Annotated in this window: 16 protein-coding genes; 9 read left to right on the forward strand and 7 right to left on the reverse strand. The window is 71.7% G+C overall.

The window, feature by feature from the left end; genetic code table 11:
• Positions 1 to 168: 168 nt before the first annotated feature.
• From ACZ607_RS31885 to ssgD, 3 genes are all read right to left on the reverse strand, one after another.
• Positions 169 to 1,146 (reverse strand): acyl-ACP desaturase, encoded by a 978-nt coding sequence (locus ACZ607_RS31885; protein ID WP_469740657.1) that lies wholly within the window; start codon positions 1,144 to 1,146, stop codon positions 169 to 171.
• Positions 1,147 to 1,300: 154 nt separating this feature from the next.
• Entirely contained in the window at positions 1,301 to 2,947 is a 1,647-nt protein-coding gene (locus tag ACZ607_RS31890) for an ABC-F family ATP-binding cassette domain-containing protein (protein WP_469740659.1), read from the reverse strand.
• A gap of 264 nt (positions 2,948 to 3,211) precedes the next feature.
• On the reverse strand, positions 3,212 to 3,628 hold the full coding sequence (gene ssgD, locus ACZ607_RS31895; protein WP_469740662.1) for a spore wall synthesis regulator SsgD: 417 nt from the start codon (positions 3,626 to 3,628) through the stop codon (positions 3,212 to 3,214).
• 184 nt (positions 3,629 to 3,812) lie between these two features.
• On the opposite strand from ssgD, the gene ACZ607_RS31900 reads away from it, so the two are divergent.
• On the forward strand, positions 3,813 to 4,898 hold the full coding sequence (locus ACZ607_RS31900; protein ID WP_469740664.1) for a WD40/YVTN/BNR-like repeat-containing protein: 1,086 nt from the start codon (positions 3,813 to 3,815) through the stop codon (positions 4,896 to 4,898).
• Between the two features lie 37 nt (positions 4,899 to 4,935).
• Here the strand turns inward: ACZ607_RS31900 and ACZ607_RS31905 are convergent, their stop codons facing one another.
• On the reverse strand, positions 4,936 to 6,264 hold the full coding sequence (locus ACZ607_RS31905; protein ID WP_469740667.1) for a BTAD domain-containing putative transcriptional regulator: 1,329 nt from the start codon (positions 6,262 to 6,264) through the stop codon (positions 4,936 to 4,938).
• A gap of 193 nt (positions 6,265 to 6,457) precedes the next feature.
• On the opposite strand from ACZ607_RS31905, the gene ACZ607_RS31910 reads away from it, so the two are divergent.
• Positions 6,458 to 7,009, forward strand: a complete 552-nt coding sequence (locus ACZ607_RS31910; protein WP_469740670.1) for a hypothetical protein — start codon at positions 6,458 to 6,460, stop codon at positions 7,007 to 7,009.
• A gap of 14 nt (positions 7,010 to 7,023) precedes the next feature.
• Here ACZ607_RS31910 and ACZ607_RS31915 read toward each other — a convergent pair whose 3' ends face one another.
• Positions 7,024 to 7,323, reverse strand: a complete 300-nt coding sequence (locus ACZ607_RS31915) for a YciI family protein (RefSeq protein ID WP_469740672.1) — start codon at positions 7,321 to 7,323, stop codon at positions 7,024 to 7,026.
• Between the two features lie 51 nt (positions 7,324 to 7,374).
• Between ACZ607_RS31915 and ACZ607_RS31920 the strand changes: the two genes are divergently transcribed.
• The gene (locus ACZ607_RS31920; protein ID WP_469741028.1) at positions 7,375 to 8,073 is read left to right on the forward strand and encodes an endonuclease V; all 699 of its coding nucleotides are present in this window, start codon (positions 7,375 to 7,377) and stop codon (positions 8,071 to 8,073) included.
• Positions 8,074 to 8,122: 49 nt separating this feature from the next.
• On the forward strand, positions 8,123 to 8,269 hold the full coding sequence (gene mmpA / locus ACZ607_RS31925) for a morphogenic membrane protein MmpA (protein WP_014152821.1): 147 nt from the start codon (positions 8,123 to 8,125) through the stop codon (positions 8,267 to 8,269).
• 28 nt (positions 8,270 to 8,297) lie between these two features.
• Here mmpA and ACZ607_RS31930 read toward each other — a convergent pair whose 3' ends face one another.
• A complete protein-coding gene (locus tag ACZ607_RS31930; RefSeq protein WP_469740676.1) occupies positions 8,298 to 9,488 on the reverse strand; it encodes a saccharopine dehydrogenase family protein in 1,191 nt (396 codons plus the stop codon).
• 207 nt (positions 9,489 to 9,695) lie between these two features.
• Between ACZ607_RS31930 and ACZ607_RS31935 the strand changes: the two genes are divergently transcribed.
• The 5 genes from ACZ607_RS31935 to ACZ607_RS31955 are packed head-to-tail and all read left to right on the forward strand — an operon-like array spanning position 9,696 to position 16,493.
• Positions 9,696 to 10,847 carry a CaiB/BaiF CoA transferase family protein gene (locus tag ACZ607_RS31935; RefSeq protein WP_469740678.1) on the forward strand — a complete coding sequence of 384 codons (1,152 nt, stop codon included), beginning with the start codon at positions 9,696 to 9,698 and terminating at the stop codon, positions 10,845 to 10,847.
• Complete coding sequence (locus tag ACZ607_RS31940; RefSeq protein WP_469740680.1) at positions 10,847 to 11,881, forward strand: LLM class F420-dependent oxidoreductase; 1,035 nt, start codon at positions 10,847 to 10,849, stop codon at positions 11,879 to 11,881. Before ACZ607_RS31935 ends, ACZ607_RS31940 begins: the two co-directional genes overlap by 1 nt.
• Before the next feature lies 1 nt (position 11,882).
• Complete coding sequence (locus ACZ607_RS31945) at positions 11,883 to 13,025, forward strand: acyl-CoA dehydrogenase family protein (RefSeq protein ID WP_469740682.1); 1,143 nt, start codon at positions 11,883 to 11,885, stop codon at positions 13,023 to 13,025.
• 37 nt (positions 13,026 to 13,062) lie between these two features.
• Positions 13,063 to 14,277, forward strand: coding sequence for an acetyl-CoA C-acetyltransferase (locus ACZ607_RS31950; protein ID WP_469740684.1), 1,215 nt, complete (start codon positions 13,063 to 13,065; stop codon positions 14,275 to 14,277).
• Between the two features lie 44 nt (positions 14,278 to 14,321).
• On the forward strand, positions 14,322 to 16,493 hold the full coding sequence (locus ACZ607_RS31955) for a 3-hydroxyacyl-CoA dehydrogenase NAD-binding domain-containing protein (RefSeq protein ID WP_469740686.1): 2,172 nt from the start codon (positions 14,322 to 14,324) through the stop codon (positions 16,491 to 16,493).
• An 18-nt stretch (positions 16,494 to 16,511) separates the two neighbouring features.
• Here ACZ607_RS31955 and ACZ607_RS31960 read toward each other — a convergent pair whose 3' ends face one another.
• Positions 16,512 to 17,252 (reverse strand): MerR family transcriptional regulator, encoded by a 741-nt coding sequence (locus ACZ607_RS31960; RefSeq protein WP_469740688.1) that lies wholly within the window; start codon positions 17,250 to 17,252, stop codon positions 16,512 to 16,514.
• Positions 17,253 to 17,390: the final 138 nt, after the last annotated feature.

Below are 17,390 nucleotides of genomic sequence, written 5' to 3' on the forward strand. Positions count from 1 at the left end.
ACTTGTTACACCGCCATCCTTTCTTTTCTTTTAAGTTTTGGGGTTAGACCTTTTTTTTGGATACGTTCTGGTGGCTCCCCTCGGTTCTTCGAGGGCCCGCCACGGTCCGGCGGGTCGGGGAGCGGATCCCGAGCCCGGCCGGGTGTGTTCTCGGGGGAGACCGGGGGATCAGCCCTGTGCGGCCCGGGCCGCCACGCGGGCCTTGCGGGCCGCCAGCTTCTCGTCGAACTTCGACGCCTCGCTGTCCAGGCCGTTCATGTACAGCCCGAGCTCCTCCTGCGCCTTCAGGCCCTCCGGGCCGAGCCCGTCGATGTCGAGGACCTTCAGGTACCGCAGGACGGGCTGGATCACGTCGTCGTGGTGGATGCGCATGTTGTAGATCTCGCCGATCGCCATCTGCGCCGCGGCCCGCTCGAAGCCGGGCATGCCGTGCCCGGGCATCCGGAAGTTGACGACGACATCGCGGACGGACTGCATCGTGAGGTCCGGGGCGAGCTCGAAGGCCGCGCCCAGCAGGTTGCGGTAGAAGACCATGTGCAGGTTCTCGTCGGTCGCGATCCTGGCCAGCATCCGGTCGCAGACGGGATCGCCCGACTGGTGGCCGGTGTTGCGGTGCGAGACGCGGGTCGCGAGCTCCTGGAAGGCGACGTACGCCACGGAGTGCAGCATGGAGTGGCGGTTGTCGGACTCGAAGCCCTCCGCCATGTGCGCCATGCGGAACTGCTCCAGCTTGTCCGGGTCCACGGCGCGCGAGGTCAGGAGGTAGTCGCGCATCACGATGCCGTGCCGGCCCTCCTCCGCGGTCCAGCGGTGCACCCAGGTGCCCCAGGCGCCGTCACGGCCGAAGAGGGAGGCGATCTCGTGGTGATAACTGGGGAGGTTGTCCTCGGTCAGCAGGTTCACGACGAGGGCGATGCGCCCGATGTCGGTGACCTTGGACTGGCCGGTCTCCCACGCCTCCCCGTCCTCGAAGAATCCGGGGAAGTTACGGCCGTCGGAGAACGGCACGTACTCGTGGGGCATCCAGTCCTTGGCGACCTTGAGATGGCGGTTGAGTTCCTTCTCCACCACCTCCTCCAGCGCGTAGAGCAGCTGGGCGTCGGTCCACGCCTTCGAACTGCCTGTGTGGGGAGAGGTGATCGTCACGGGGGCTCCTGGGGACGGGAGAATTACCTACGGCTTCGTAGGTTACGTGACCGTAGGTTAAGGCGGCAGTAAGGCCGCAGCCAAGCCCGGTCCTCGCGGTACCCGCTCACACACGGTCATCCGTGCAGGTCATAGGCGTACGGTAGGGGACAGGTCAGGCGCCGTCGCCCCCGATTCCCGGCAACTCTCCGGGGTCGATGTCCCGGAGTCCGCCCTCGTCCAGCAGCAGCCACCGGGTGATCCCCAGAGACGTCAGGAACGGCAGGTCGTGGCTCGCCACGATCAGCGCTCCCCGGTACGCCGCCAGCGCCGACGTCAGACGGTGCACGCCGGACAGGTCGAGGCTGTTCGTCGGTTCGTCCAGCATCAGCAGCCGAGGGGCCGGCTCGGTGAGCAGCAGCGCCGCCAGCGCGGCCCTGAGGCGCTCACCGCCGGAGAGCGTACCGGCCGGGAGGTCCGCACGCGCGCCCTTGAAGAGGAAGTGTGCCAGCCTCGCCCGGATGCCGTTGTCCGTGGTGCCGGGCGCGACACGTGCCACGTTGGCCACCAGGGACGACGTGTCGTCGAGCACGTCGAGACGCTGCGGCAGGAACCCCACCGGCACCTGGGCGTCCACCTCGCCCGACACCGGGTCCAGCCGGCCGGCGATCGTGCGCAGCAGCGTCGTCTTCCCCGCGCCGTTACGGCCGATGAGCGCGATCCGCTCCGGGCCGCGCAGATCCCACTCGCCCGGCACCCGTGCCCCGTAGGCCAGTTCGAGGTCACGGAGCATCAGCACGCCGCCTCCCGGGTGCACCCGGGTCTGCGGCAGCTCGATCCGGATCGCCTCGTCGTCCCGCACCGCCTCGACCGCCTCGTCGAGCCGCTCCTCCGCCTCCGCCAGCCGCTCGGTGTGCATGATGCGGTGCTTGCCGGCCGACTCCTGGGCGGTCTGCTTGCGCTGGCCCATCACGGCCTTCGGCTCGCGTTTGTTGTCCCACATCTTCTGCCCGTACCGCTTGCGGCGGGCCAGTTTGACGTGGGCGTCGGAGAGTTCGCGCCTCTGGCGCCGTACGTCGGCCTCGGCCGCCCGCACCATCCGCCCGGCCGCCTCCTGTTCCACGGCCAGCGCCTGCTCGTACGCCGACAGGCTGCCGCCGTACCAGGTGACCGCGCCGTCGCGGAGATCGGCGATCCGGTCCACCCGCTCCAGCAGGTCCCGGTCGTGACTGACCACGACCAGCACTCCCGTCCAGGCGTCCACGGCGTCGTACAGCCGCCTGCGGGCGTACACGTCGAGGTTGTTGGTCGGCTCGTCCAGCAGCAGGACGGAAGGGCGGGCCAGCAGGAGTGCCGCCAGGCGCAGCAATACGCACTCGCCGCCGGACAGTTCGCCCACGGTCCGGTCGAGTCCGATCGCGGACAGGCCCAGCTGGCTCAGCACGGCCCCGGCGCGCTCCTCGACGTCCCAGTCGTCCCCGACCGCGGTGAAGTGCTCCTCGCGGGCGTCGCCCGCCTCGATGGCGTGGAGCGCCGCGCGAGCCGTGGCGACCCCCAGGACCTCGTCCACCCGCAGGGCGGTGTCCAGGACCAGGTCCTGGGGGAGGTAGCCGATGGTCCCGGCCGCGCGGACGCGCCCGCCCGTGGGCGTGAGTTCACCGGCCATCAGACGCAGCAGGGTGGACTTGCCGCAGCCGTTGAGACCGATGAGTCCGGTCCGGCCGGGACCCACCGCCAGGTGGAAGTCGTCGAAGATCTCGCGCCCGTCGGGCCAGGCGAACGAGAGGGAGGAGCAGTGGATATGCGTGGTGGATGCAGGCACAAGGGTCTCCCGGCTGCGTCGAGGGAATCACGGAGAACGGCTCGGACACTGGGGTCGCGCGAGGGCACGCGTGCGTCGGGCACGCGGTGCGGCGGGCGGACACCTCAGATGTGGAGCAACGTCCTTCTCCGATCCGACGACAACAGGGACGACGGAAACGCTACGAGCCGTCCCCGTGGCCACGCAACCGAATTCCGGCCGCGGAAGGGGGAAGAGAAAACGGGAGAGGAGCCGGGAGGGAGGCCGGGAGGGCGTCCGGGCCGCTCAGGAGGACCCGCCCAGCAGATCGGTCAGGTCGCCGTCCAGGTCCAGGAAGCGGTACTCGTCCCCGACCGGGACCAGCTCCTGCGCCCGCTTCAGGAAGCGGCGCAGCTCGGAGGTCCGCACATGCACCATCGCGATGCCCTCGACCGCGTGGAACTCCAGCACCGTACGGTCGTACCCGAAGGGCCGGACCCGGACGTCACCGACACCGGCCGGCGCGTCCATGCCGGTGGCGAGCAGCTCACGGGAGAACTCCCAGGACACCTCGGTGCCTTCGAGCGTCGCCGGCGCCGGGAACGCCATGCGGACGGCGAAGGGGTCCTTGCGGTCGTAGTGCAGAGTGGCGGGCAGAGTCTCCATACGCGGCGCGGACGCGACCATACGGGCCTGCACGGACTGCTCGATAACGCTGGACAAGACCTGCTCCCTCTCGCCTCGGACGAACGGTTCCCGGCATTGGAGTAGACGACGGAACGCCTCCATCCGTGCACCGGCGGACGGCGTGAGCTGCGTCACCGCCCCCGTCTCCCCCTGATCCACTGCCCCGTTTCGCCGGGCGCACCCTGGACGCCCGTCCACCGGTGGGTTAGCTTCCAGCGCCATGAAGGCCATGGGGAAGACGAGACGGCTGATCGCACCTGTGCTCTGCGGGGCGGCGGTGACCGCCGCGCTGGCCGCTCCGTCGGCGCAGGCCACGTCCGGTGGGCACAGCGACCGCACACCGCGATGGGTGTCCACGACGACGGGGACGGACGCGCGGTTCCGCGGTCTCGCCGCCGTCGGACGCGACACCGCCTGGGCCGCCGGCACCGGGGGCACGGTGCTGCGGACCACGGATGCGGGACGCCACTGGCGTGACGTCTCACCGGCCGGCGCGGCCGGGCTGGAGTTCCGGGACGTCGAGGCCTTCGACCGGCGTCGGGCGGTGGCGCTGGCCATCGGTGAGGGCGAGGCGTCCCGGGTCTTCCGTACGGAGGACGGGGGCGCGACCTGGACCGAGTCCTTCCGCAACACCGACGCCCGCGCCTTCTACGACTGCCTGACCTTCTTCGACAGCCGTCACGGGCTCGCGATGAGCGACCCGGTGGACGGGAAGTTCCGCATCCTGTCGACCTCGGACGGAGGGCGGAACTGGCGGGTGCTGCCCGACAGGGGGATGCCCGCCGCGCAGCCCGGTGAGGCCGGGTTCGCGGCGAGCGGCCAGTGCCTCGTCAGCGCGGGAGCCAAGGACGTCTGGCTCGCCACCGGCGGCGCCGCGGCCTCCCGGGTGCTGCACTCCGCCGACCGAGGCCTGACCTGGAAGGAGGCCGGGGCGCGGATCCCCGCGGGTGATCCGGCGCGCGGGGTGTTCGGCCTCGCCTTCCGGGACCGTACGCACGGCATCGCGGTCGGCGGCGACTACCGCACGGGGGAGGCGTCGCCGGACGCCGCGTCCGTCACCGGCGACGGCGGCCGGAACTGGCGGAGCGCGGTCACCCCGCCGCCCGCCTACCGCTCAGGCGTCGCCTGGCTGCCCCGCAGCCGGAGCTCGGCGCTCGCCGTGGGCCCGACCGGAACCGATGTCACCCGGGACGGCGGACGCACCTGGCGGACCGTGGACACCGGCTCGTACGACACCGTCGACTGCGCCCCGGACGGCGGCTGCTGGGCCGCGGGCGAGAAGGGCCGGATCGCGCGGCTGCGGTAGCGGTACGGGTCTCCTCCGGCCCGTACGCCGTACGGTGTCAGTGCGGTCTGCCGCAGGTGCCGAGGCTGCACCAGCGGCGCCGGCCGCTCTCGTCGGGGAAGACCCAGCCGCAGCCGGCCCCCGGGCAGACCCGGATCATGAACCGGGCCGGATCCCCCAGGAGTTCGGCCGCGCTGCGGGCCACGCCCAGCAGCGGCAGTCGCAGCCCGGCGGACGGGGACAGCCGCCAACGGCCCAGCCCGTCCTCGCCCCGGACGAACGAGGAGACGCCCGCCGCCTCCTGCGCCAGGGCGGCCACCGCCCTGAAGGCCGGCACGTCCTCGGGGTCGGTCAGCGCGGTACGGAGCCGCGTACGGAACTCCCGGGCCTCCTCCAGGACGGCCGCCGCGTCCGCCGGCCGCTGCTCCGCCCGCTTGAGCAGCCCCGACACGAGCTGATCCTCCGCGAGGTCCAGATGGCCCGCCCAGACGGCCAGTGTGGAGTACGTACGCAGCCACTCGGACCCCGGCGACGGAGGATCGCCCCAGCCGGCGTAGGTGTTGCAGAACTCGAGCGCGGGGTGCCCGCTCGTGCTCCACGGCAGCCACTCCCCGCCCACCCGGACCGCGTACACGGGGCCCGGCGGCCGGTCCAGCCGGGGGTCGCCCCGCAGCATGCGCTCGTGCAGGGTCCGCAGGGCCGCCCCCGGTTCGACACCGAGACGGCTCACGAGCGCCTGCCGGGTGAGCCGGTAGAGATCGAGGGCCTCGGCCTGCCGGCCGCTCCGGTGCAGCGCGGTCATGTGCGCGGCGACCAGCCGCTCCCTCTCCGGGTGGCGGAGCGTCGTCGGAGCGAGATCGGCGACCAGCCCGGCGTGCTCGCCGAGTTCGAGCAGGGCCTCCGCCCTCTCCTCCAGCGCGGAGAGCCGCAGCTCGGTCAGATGGCCGCGGAGCCGGTCGCGCAGGGCGTCGTCGGCCACGTCGGCGAGCAGCGGCCCCTGCCACAGGGCGAGGGCCTCGTCGTAGTGGCGCACACGCCGCACCGCGTCCCCGGTGGCCCGCGCCCGTCCGCACAGCGCCGCGAACTCCCGGGCGTCGATGGTGTGGCCGTCAGGATCGAGGACGTAACCGCCGTGCCGGGTGTCGATGTGCAGCCCGTACGGCCGCAGCCGCGCGCGGAGCCGTCCGATGTAGGTGTGGAGGGTCCCGCGGCCCGAAGCGGAGGCGTCGCCGTCCCACAGCAGCTCGGTGAGGCGCCCGGTGGCCACGACCCGCCCCGCGTCGAGCAACAGGATCGCGAGCAGACAGCGCTCCTGACGGCGGCCGGAGACCAGGACCCGCGCGCCGTCGTGACGGGCCTCGAACGGGCCCAGCAGTCGGAACTCCATGGCGACGCAGAGCATATCCGGGCCGGACGCGCGGGTGGACGGGGACGGCCGGCACACGGCCGGCACCCGGCACACGGCCGGCACCCGGCACACGGCCGGCACGTGGTCAGCAAGTGGTCAGGAGCGGCGGGCACGCTGTGGCCGGCACAACCCGACCGCTCCTCACGTACCTCTACGCTCCCAAGGAGTCACCGTGCGACGAACAGCGCAGTTCCTGACGGCAGTCGCCGCAGCCACCGCCCTGGGCGCGGCGCCCGCTCACGCGACGCCCGCCGGCCACACCACGACCACCGCCGCCGACCGCCCGGGCCCCGGCCGTGCGCTCGGCTGGGAGCCCGCGCCGTCCGCGCCCTTCGATGTCGCGGCCGGGCTGCGCTGCGACTTCGCCATCCACGGCGAACCCGTCGTCGACGAGGTCGTCCAGCACGTCCTCGACCGGCACCCCGACGGATCGCCGAAGCGGGTGGCGTACAAGGGCGACCTCGTCGTCCGGGTGACCAACCAGCGGACGGGCGTCTTCCACGACGCGGACGCGAGCGGCTCGGCGATCGTCGAGTACCGCACCGACGGCTCACAGTTCTGGTCGGTGCTCGGCCCCGTCCTGGTCGGCGTGGGGGAGGGCAACCTCGACCGGGGCATGTACCTCGTCGACGGCGTCCACACCCTGCTCATCAGCCCCGCAGGCCACAAGACGGTGACCATGGCGCACGGCACGACGACCGACATCTGCGCACTGATCGCCTGACCCGCCCCGGACGTTCAGCCGGCCGGCTGCTGCCGGTACGGCGCGAGGGCGTCCGAGGTCTTCGTCGCGAGGAACTCCGTGATCCGGTAGGCGCACACCCCGTGCGCCGCGAAGGGGTCGGATGCCGCGATCCGCTCGATCCCGGCACGGTCCTCGCCCACCGCCAGGATCACACCGCCGTCGCGGGGGTTCTTGCGACCGGAGGCGATGAACACCCCGGCCGCGTACTGCGCGTCCAGCCAGGACACATGGTCCGTCATGAGGGCGTCGACGCGCTCGACCGGTGCGGTGTAGGTCAACTCGAGTACGAACATGATCGCCAGGCTACCGGCTGCCTAGACTGACCCGTCATGACGACTTTCCGGATGCCCGCCGACGCGGCCGAAGCCCGCGCCGTCCAGGACGAGTTGCGCCCCCGGGTGGTCCTGGACGAGCCGGGTCCGCCGCCCGGGGTGGGCCGGGTCACGGGCGTCGACGTCGCCTACGACGACGAGCGCGACCTCGTCGTCGCGGCGGCCGTCGTCCTGGACGCGGCGACCCTGGAGGTGATCGCCGGGTCCACCGCCGACGGCCGCGTGACGTTCCCGTACGTTCCCGGGCTGCTGGCCTTCCGGGAGATCCCGGCGGTCCTGGCGGCCCTGGAGGGCCTGCCGGTGGACCCGGGGCTCGTGGTCTGCGACGGCTACGGGCGGGCCCACCCCCGCAGGTTCGGGCTCGCCAGCCACCTCGGCGTCCTCACCGGCCTGCCCGTCATCGGGGTGGCGAAGAACCCCTTCACCTTCCGTCACGAGGAACCCGGGCCACGGCGGGGCGACTTCACCCCGCTCATGGACGGCGACGAGGAGGTGGGCCGGGCCCTGCGCACGCAGGACGACACCAAGCCCGTCTTCGTCTCGGTCGGGCACCGCACCGGCCTCGACAACGCCTGCGCCCACACGCTCGCGCTGGCCCGCGACTTCCGCCAGCCGGAGACCACGCGCAGGGCCGACGCCCTCTGCCGGTCCGCCCTCAGGGAGGCGATCGGCCGAGCCGAATCGGCCCGCCCGGGATCTGTTGCCGACTGAGTACAAAAACGGATGTTGGTTGTCGAACATCAGGGGCAGGCTGGTACGCATGATCGACCACCACGCACCCCAGATGAGCACCGGAACCGTACGTCTCTCGCAGCGCGGCGTCGCTGTGGGCATGACCCTGGGCGTCCTCGCGGGCGCCGGCTGGACCGTGTCCATGGTCGTCACGCTGGCGTCCTGGATGCTCTGACCCACCGGGTGCGCGCGCCCTCCGGGGCTCAGCGCACCGCCGCGACCCGGAAGCGCAGCCCGGCGGCCGTCAGCCGCTCCAGCAGCGCGTCGCCCATCGCCACGGCCGTCGTGACCTGACCCGATGTCGCCGGCAGGTCGTCGAGGGCGAGCGCCAGGGCCGCCTCGGCGAGCATCTTGGCCGTCTCGTCGTAACCGGGATCGCCGCCCGACACCTCGGTGCGGACCCGCCGGCCGCCGCCCTCACCGATGAAGCGCACCGTGAACCAGCTGCGCTTCCTGCGCCGCTCGTCGGGGCCGGTGCCCGGCTCGACCCGGGAGGACAGCCAGTTCCGCGCCGCGGGGATCTGGGCGGCCCCCGCCAGCAGGACCGTCGCGGCCGTGCCGCCGAGCGCCACCGGCAGGTGCTTCACCGAGGCGAAGTGCCGGTAGCGGAAGTCCGGGCCGTAGCGCTCCAGCCCCCGCGCGGACCGCTCGACGACCCGGGGGTCCAGCGTCGGCAGCGGCAGTGCCCAGGTGCCGGTGCCCGGGCTGAAGTGCGGCGCCCCCTGCGGGGCACGGGCCCTGCGGCCCACCAGGCGCGGCTCGTGCAGACGCCGCTCCCGCGCCGCCCGCGCCATCTGCGGACCACGGCCCATCGCGGTGAGCGCCGAGGCGAACGTACCGCCGGAGAAGACCGCGTTGGTGCGGACGAAGCCGTCGATCGTCAGCGGCACGTCCTCGGGGAGCTGCTGGACGGTGAAGTAGACGCCGAGGTCGTGCGGTACGGAGTCGAAGCCGCAGGCGTGCACGAGGCGCGCCCCCGTCTCACGGGCCCGCCCGTCGTGCTCCAGGTACATCCGGTCGACGAACTCCGCCTCTCCCGTGAGGTCGGTGTAGTCGGTCCCGGCCTCCGCGCAGGCGGCGACCAGCTTCTCGCCGTACCAGACGTACGGTCCGACCGTGGACGCCACGACATGCGCCGACTCGGCGAGTTCGCGCAGGGAGGCGGAGTCGTCGGAGTCGGCCGTCAGCAGGGGGACGTCCGCGCAGCGGGGGTGCCGCGCGGCGAGGCGGTCGCGCAGTTGTTCCAGCTTGGCGCGGTTGCGGCCCGCCAGGGCCCAGCGGCAGCCGTCCGGCGCGTGGGCCGCGAGATATTCGGCCGTGAGCGCCCCCACGAAGCCGGTGGCTCCGAAAAGGACCACGTCATAAGGGCGTTCCGCCCCGTTCTGCCTGTTCATGAGTGCCTCCGTCTGCGCCGGCGCCGATGTGGCAGGCAGAGGGTAGCCGAGGTGTTCGTTGTGCCGTGCCGCCGGGGGAGGGCCTCGGTGCGAGAGGATCCGCGAAAAGGAACTAAGCGCTTGCTCGGCCAAAAGGGTTGTGCGGAGCGCGGTCGCTTCTTAGCATCATCGATGTTACATCAGTTGTGTCACACCGCTGGGGGCTTGATGGCAACGACAGGACGCGGATCGCAGGGCCCGCTGACCGGAGTGCGCGTCGTCGAACTGGCGGGCATCGGCCCGGGTCCGTTCGCCGCGATGCTCCTCGCCGACCTCGGCGCCGACGTGGTGCGCGTCGACCGGCCCGGCGGTTCGGTGATCGGTGTCGAACCCGCCTTCGACCTCACCAACCGCAACAAGCGGTCGGTCCTCGTCGATCTGAAGGCGGAGGGCGGAGCCGGACGGGTCCTCGACCTCGTCGAGCGCGCGGACGTCCTGATCGAGGGCTACCGGCCGGGCGTCGCCGAACGCCTCGGCGTGGGCCCCGACGCCTGCCTGGAACGCAACCCGCGGCTCGTCTACGGGCGGATGACCGGCTGGGGCCAGGACGGCCCGCTGGCCGAGCGGGCGGGACACGACATCGGCTACATCGCCCTCACCGGCACCCTGTCCATGATCGGCGGGCCCGGTGAAGCGCCTGCCGTGCCCGCCAATCTGGTCGGCGACTACGCGGGCGGCTCGCTGTACCTCGTCGTCGGTGTGCTCGCCGCCCTCCACCACGCCCGTACGCCCGGCGGGACCGGGCAGGTCGTCGACGCGGCCATCGTCGACGGCGCGGCCCATCTCGCCACGATGATCCACGGCATGCTGGCCGCCGGCAGCTGGCAGGACCGGCGCGGCTCCAACCTCCTGGACGGCGGCTGTCCCTTCTACGGCTCCTACGCGACCTCCGACGGCGAGTACATGGCGGTCGGTGCGCTGGAGCCGCGCTTCTACGAGGAGTTCACCCGGCTCCTCGGGATCGCGGACGAGGCCCCCGACCGCAACGACCTCGGACGCTGGGAGGAACTGCGCGCCCTGGTCGCCGAACGGTTCTCCACCCGTACGCGCGCCGAGTGGACCGAGATCTTCGAGGGGACGGACGCCTGCGTGGCCCCCGTCCTCTCGCTCCGCGAGGCACCCGACCACCCCCACCTCGCCGCCCGCTCCACCTTCGTGGAGCACGGCGGACTCACCCAGCCCGCCCCCGCACCCCGCTTCTCCGCGACGCCCGCCTCCGTACGGGGCGGCCCCGCGCTGCCCGGTGCGGACACCGAGGCCGTCGCCGAGGAGTGGGGTCTGCCGGGCCTGCTGACCACCGGGAAGGAAGCGACCGGCTGATGGAACTCTCCCTGCCGCTCGACTACGCGGGCGACCCGCGCACCGCCTGCGACCAGGTCGCGGAGCTCGAGTCCGCCGGACTCGACGCCGTCTGGGTCGCCGAGGCGTACGGCTTCGACTCACCCACCCTGATGGGCTATCTCGCCGCCCGCACCGAACGCCTGAAGATCGGCGCGGCGATCCTCAACGTCTACTCCCGCACCCCCGCCCTCATCGCCCAGACCGGCGCCGGGCTCGACGCCGTGTCCGGCGGGCGCGCCCTGCTCGGCCTCGGTGCCTCGGGCCCGCAGGTCGTGGAGGGCTGGCACGGCAAGCCGTACGACAAGCCGCTCGGCAGGACCCGCGAGACCGTCGAGCTCTGCCGCCGCATCTGGCGCCGCGAGATCATCGACCACCACGGCATCACCGACATGCCGCTGCCGAAGGAGAAGGGCGGCAAGCTCGGCAAGCCGCTGAAGATCCTCACCCGGCCGGTGCGCGAGACCATCCCCCTCTACGTCGCCTCCCTCGGCCCCGCCAACGTGGCGCTGACCGCCGAGATCGCCGACGGCTGGCTCCCCACCCTCTACATCCCGGAGAAGGCCCAGCAGGTCTGGGGCACCGCACTGGCGGAGGGCACGGCGAAGCGCGACCCGGCGCTCGGCCCCCTGCAGACCGTCGCGGGCGGCCTGCTGGCCATCGGCGACGACGCCGCGGCCGCCCGGGACCTCGCCCGCCCGCAGATCGCGCTGTACGTCGGCGGCATGGGCGCGCCCGGGAAGAACTTCTACAACGACCTCGCCGTCGCCTACGGCTACGAAAAGGAGGCCGCCACCATCCAGGAGCTCTACCTCTCCGGGAGGAAGAGGGAGGCGGAGGCCGCCGTACCGGACGAGTTCTGCGAGCTCATGACGCTCTGCGGCCCCGAGGGATACGTACGCGACCGCATCGAGGCCTTCCGCGATGCCGGCGTCACCATGCTCAACGTCACCCCTGTCGGCCCCGAGCCGGCACGGCTGATCTCCACCGTCAAGAACTGGCTCCAGGGGGCTTGAAGTGCAGCGGCAGATCTTCACCGAAGAGCACGACGCGTTCCGCGAGACCGTCCGCACCTTCCTGGCCAAGGAGGTCCTCCCGTACTACGAGCAGTGGGAGGAGGACGGCATCGTCTCGCGGGAGGCCTGGCTCGCGGCCGGCCGGCAGGGGCTGCTCGGCCTCGCGGTCCCCGAGGAGTACGGCGGTGGCGGCAATGCCGACTTCCGCTACAGCGCGGTGCTCGCCGAGGAGTTCACCCGGGCCGGGGTCTCCGGGCTCGCGCTCGGCCTCCACAACGACATCATCGGCCCGTACCTGACCGGCCTCGCCACCGAGGAGCAGAAGCGGCGCTGGCTGCCCGGGTTCTGCAGCGGTGAGACCATCACCGCCATCGCCATGACGGAGCCCGGCGCGGGCTCCGACCTCCAGGGGATCCGCACCTCCGCCGAGGACAAGGGCGACCACTGGCTGCTCAACGGCTCGAAGACCTTCATCTCCAACGGCATCCTCGCCGACCTGGTGATCGTCGTCGCCAAGACCTCGCCGGAGGGCGGGGCGAAGGGCCTCTCGCTGCTCGTCGTCGAGCGCGGCGCCGAGGGCTTCGAACGGGGCCGCAACCTCGACAAGATCGGCCAGAAGTCCCAGGACACCGCCGAACTGTTCTTCAACGACGTACGCGTGCCCAAGGAGAACCTCCTCGGCGAGCTCGACGGCGCGTTCATCCACCTCATGACCAACCTCGCCCAGGAGCGCATGGGCATAGCGGTCGCCGGGATCGCCGCCGCCGAACACCTCCTGGAGATCACCACCCGGTACGTCAAGGAGCGCGAGGCCTTCGGGCGCCCGCTCTCCAAGCTCCAGCACATCCGCTTCGAGATCGCCGAGATGGCCACCGAGTGCGCCGTCACCCGGGCCTTCCTCGACCGCTGCATCGTCGACTACTCCGAGGGGACGCTCGACGCCGTCCACGCCTCGATGGCCAAGTGGTGGGCCACCGAACTGCAGAAGCGGGTCGCCGACCGCTGCCTCCAGCTCCACGGCGGGTACGGCTACATGACGGAGTACCGGGTCGCCAAGGCCTTCACCGACGGCCGTATCCAGACCATCTACGGCGGCACGACCGAGATCATGAAGGAGATCATCGGCCGCTCGCTGCTCTCCTGACCCACCCGCCCCGCCCCGAACCCGAAAGGCAGCTGCCTTGAGTACCGAAGCATTCGTCTACGACGCGATCCGCACCCCGCGCGGCCGCGGCAAGGCCAACGGCGCCCTGCACGGCACCAAGCCGATCGACCTCGTCGTCGGCCTCATCCACGAGATCCGCGCCCGGTTCCCCGGACTCGACCCGGCGGCCATCGACGACATCGTCCTCGGCGTCGTCAGCCCGCTCGGCGACCAGGGCTCCGACATCGCCCGTATCGCCGCCATCGCCGCGGGCCTCCCGGACTCCGTCGCGGGCGTCCAGGAGAACCGCTTCTGTGCCTCCGGTCTGGAAGCGGTCAACCTGGCCGCCGCCAAGGTCCGTTCGGGCTGGGAGGACCTGGTCCTGGCGGGCGGTGTCGAGTCGATGTCCCGGGTGCCCATGGGCTCCGACGGCGGTGCCTGGGCCATGGACCCGATGACCAGCTTCGAGACCGGCTTCGCCCCCCAGGGCATCGGGGCCGACCTCATCGCCACGGTCGAGGGCTTCTCCCGCCGCGACGTCGACGAGTACGCCGCCCTGTCCCAGGAGCGCGCCGCGATCGCCTGGAAGGAGGAGCGCTTCGCCCGCTCCGTCGTCCCGGTCAGGGACCGCAACGGCCTGCTCGTCCTCGACCACGACGAGCACATGCGACCCGGCACCACCGCCGACTCCCTGGCCTCCCTCAAGCCGTCCTTCGCGACGATCGGGGAGATGGGCGGCTTCGACGCCGTGGCCCTCCAGAAGTACCACTGGGTCGAGAAGATCGACCACGTCCACCACGCGGGCAACTCCTCCGGGATCGTCGACGGGGCCGCCCTCGTCGCCATCGGCTCCAAGGAGACCGGCGAGCGCTACGGCCTCACCCCGCGCGCCCGGATCGTCTCCGCCGCCGTCTCGGGCTCCGAGCCGACCATCATGCTCACCGGCCCCGCCCCCGCCACCCGCAAGGCACTGGCCAAGGCCGGGCTCACCATCGACGACATCGACCTCGTCGAGATCAACGAGGCCTTCGCCGGTGTCGTCCTGCGCTTCGCCCGGGACATGGGCCTGAGCCTCGACAAGGTCAACGTCAACGGCGGCGCCATCGCGCTCGGCCACCCGCTCGGCGCGACCGGCGCGATGATCCTCGGCACGCTCATCGACGAGCTGGAGCGGCAGGACAAGCGCTACGGCCTCGCCACCCTCTGCGTCGGCGGCGGCATGGGCATCGCCACCGTCGTCGAGCGTCTCTGACCGTCCCCCGGCACCCCCGCTTACGGCTTACGGAGAAAACAGCAATGACCGAGAGCACGACCATCCGCTGGGAACAGGACGAGACCGGCGTCGTCACCCTCGTACTCGACGATCCCGACCAGTCCGCCAACACGATGAACCAGGGCTTCAAGGAGTCCATCGCCGCCGTCGCCGAGCGCGCCGAGGCCGAGAAGGACTCCATCCGGGGCATCATCTACACCTCCGCCAAGAAGACCTTCTTCGCGGGCGGCGACCTCAAGGACATGATCAGGATCGGTCCGGAGAACGCCCAGGAGGCGTTCGACGCCGGGACCGCCATCAAGAAGTCGCTGCGCACCATCGAGACCCTCGGCAAGCCGGTCGTGGCGGCCATCAACGGCGCGGCGCTCGGCGGAGGTTACGAGATCGCGCTCGCCGCCCACCACCGGATCGCGCTGGACGCCCCCGGCTCCCGGATCGGCCTCCCCGAGGTCACCCTCGGACTGCTCCCCGCAGGCGGCGGCGTCACCCGTACCGTACGGCTCATGGGCATCACCGACGCCCTGCTGAAGGTCCTGCTCCAGGGCACCCAGTACACCCCGCGACGGGCGCTGGAGAACGGCCTGGTCCACGAGGTCGCCGCCACCCGCGAGGAGATGCTCGACCAGGCCCGCGCCTTCATCGACGCCCACCCCGAGTCGCAGCAGCCCTGGGACGTCAAGGGCTACCGGATCCCCGGCGGCACCCCGTCCCACCCGAAGTTCGCGGCCAACCTGCCGGCCTTCCCCGCCAACCTGAAGAAGCAGCTCGCGGGCGCGCCCATGCCCGCGCCCCGCAACATCATGGCCGCGGCGGTCGAGGGCTCGCAGGTCGACTTCGAGACCGCGCAGACCATCGAGGCGCGCTACTTCACCGAGCTCGTCACCGGCCAGGTCGCCAAGAACATGATCCAGGCGTTCTTCTTCGACCTCCAGGCCGTCAACTCCGGGGCCAGCCGCCCCGAGGGTGTCGAGGAGCGCCAGGTCCGCAAGGTCGCCGTCCTCGGCGCCGGGATGATGGGCGCGGGCATCGCCTACTCCTGCGCCCGCGCCGGCATCGACGTCGTCCTCAAGGACGTCTCCACGGAGGCGGCCGCCAAGGGCAAGGCGTACAGCGAGAAGCTCCTCGCCAAGGCGCTCTCCCGCGGCCGTACGACCGAGGCGAAGCGGGACGAGCTCCTGGCCCGCATCACCCCGACCGGGGACCCGGCCGACCTCGCCGGCTGCGACGCCGTCATCGAGGCGGTCTTCGAGGACACCGCGCTCAAGCACAAGGTGTTCCAGGAGATCCAGGACATCATCGACCCGGACGCCCTGCTCTGCTCCAACACCTCGACGCTGCCCATCACGGTGCTCGCCGAAGGTGTCAGCAGGCCGGTGGACTTCATCGGGCTGCACTTCTTCTCTCCCGTCGACAAGATGCCGCTCGTCGAGATCATCAAGGGTGAGAAGACCGGCGACGAGGCCCTGGCACGCGCCTTCGACCTGGTGCGCCGGATCAAGAAGACCCCGATCGTCGTCAACGACTCCCGCGGGTTCTTCACCTCACGCGTCATCGGGCACTTCATCAACGAGGGCGTCGCCATGATCGGTGAGGGCGTCGAGCCCGCCTCGGTCGAACAGGCGGCGGCGCAGGCCGGCTACCCCGCCAAGGTGCTCTCCCTCATGGACGAGCTGACCCTCACCCTGCCCCGCAAGATCCGCAACGAGACCCGGCGCGCCGTCGAGGAGGCGGGCGGCACCTGGGCGACGCACCCCGCGGACGCGGTCATCGACCGGATGGTCGACGAGTTCGGGCGGCCCGGACGCAGCGGGGGAGCGGGCTTCTACGAGTACGGCGAGGACGGCGGGCGCGGGGCGCTCTGGCCGGGTCTGCGCGAGCACTTCACCAAGCCCGGCGCCGACGTGCCCTTCGAGGACATGAAGGAGCGGATGCTCTTCTCCGAGGCGCTGGACAGCGTCCGCTGCCTGGAGGAGAACGTCCTCATGACCGTCGCCGACGCCAACATCGGCTCCATCATGGGCATCGGCTTCCCCGCCTGGACCGGTGGCGTGCTCCAGTACATCAACGGGTACGAGGGCGGCCTGCCCGGCTTCGTGGCGCGGGCGCGGCAGCTCGCCGAGCGGTACGGCGACCGCTTCCTGCCCTCCGCGCTCCTGCTGGAGAAGGCGGAGAAGGGCGAGACCTTCCACGACTGACGGCCGTGCGGGCCGTGTTCACCCCTCCTCACCCGCGGTGAACGCGGCCCGCAGCTCCTCCTTCAGCGACCGCTGGAAGGCCGTCAGCAGCGCCTGAAGCACCATCGGCTGCATATGGGCCGTGAGCGACTTCATCGCCTTCACGTGCTCCGGGTCGGACTCCCGCTCCCGGTACGGGTTCCACACCTCGTCCCGGAACAGCCGCGTCAGCTCGTGCGCGGCCGACCTGGTGTGCTCCAGCAGGACCGTGCGCGCCGCGAGGATCGTCTCGTGCGCGATGGGCACGTCCAGCAGCTCGATCCCGAGCCGCAGCAGACCCGGGTCGACCAGGAAGGGCCCGCCGGCCTTCCTGGGGCGCTCCAGGACGCCCATGGCCCCCAGCCGGTCCACGTCCACGTCGCTCAGGGGCCGGCCCGCCCGGCGCTCCAGCTCGGCCCGCTCCATGTCCTCGGCCGAGTCCGGGGCCCACGAGGCCACCAGGGCGCGGTGGATCGCCAGGTCCTGCGCGCTCAGGTCGGGCGGCAGCTGCTGGAGGTAGCGCTCGATGGCGGCCAGCGTCATGCCCTGGTGCTGGAGTTCCTCGATGAGGGCCAGCCGGGAGAGGTGGTCCTGCCCGTAGTGCCCGACGCGCCGGGGTCCGATCACCGGAGGGGGCAGCAGGCCCCTGGTGCTGTAGAAGCGCACGGTGCGCACGGTGACCCCCGCTCGCGCCGCCAGTTCGTCGACGGTCAGCGTCGGTTCGTCGGTCCCGGTCGCCATGTCCACTCCTCCGTGCCGGGGACCGCAGTTCCCGTCCATTGTGCCCGTGCTCGTGTCCGTGCCCGTGGCCGTGTACCGATCAGGTGCAACAGTATTGCTGTCTCACCAGTGTTGTGAAAGTGTCCGGCAGCATCGAAG

It is taken from the genome of Streptomyces sp. NPDC104381 (assembly GCF_055583745.1).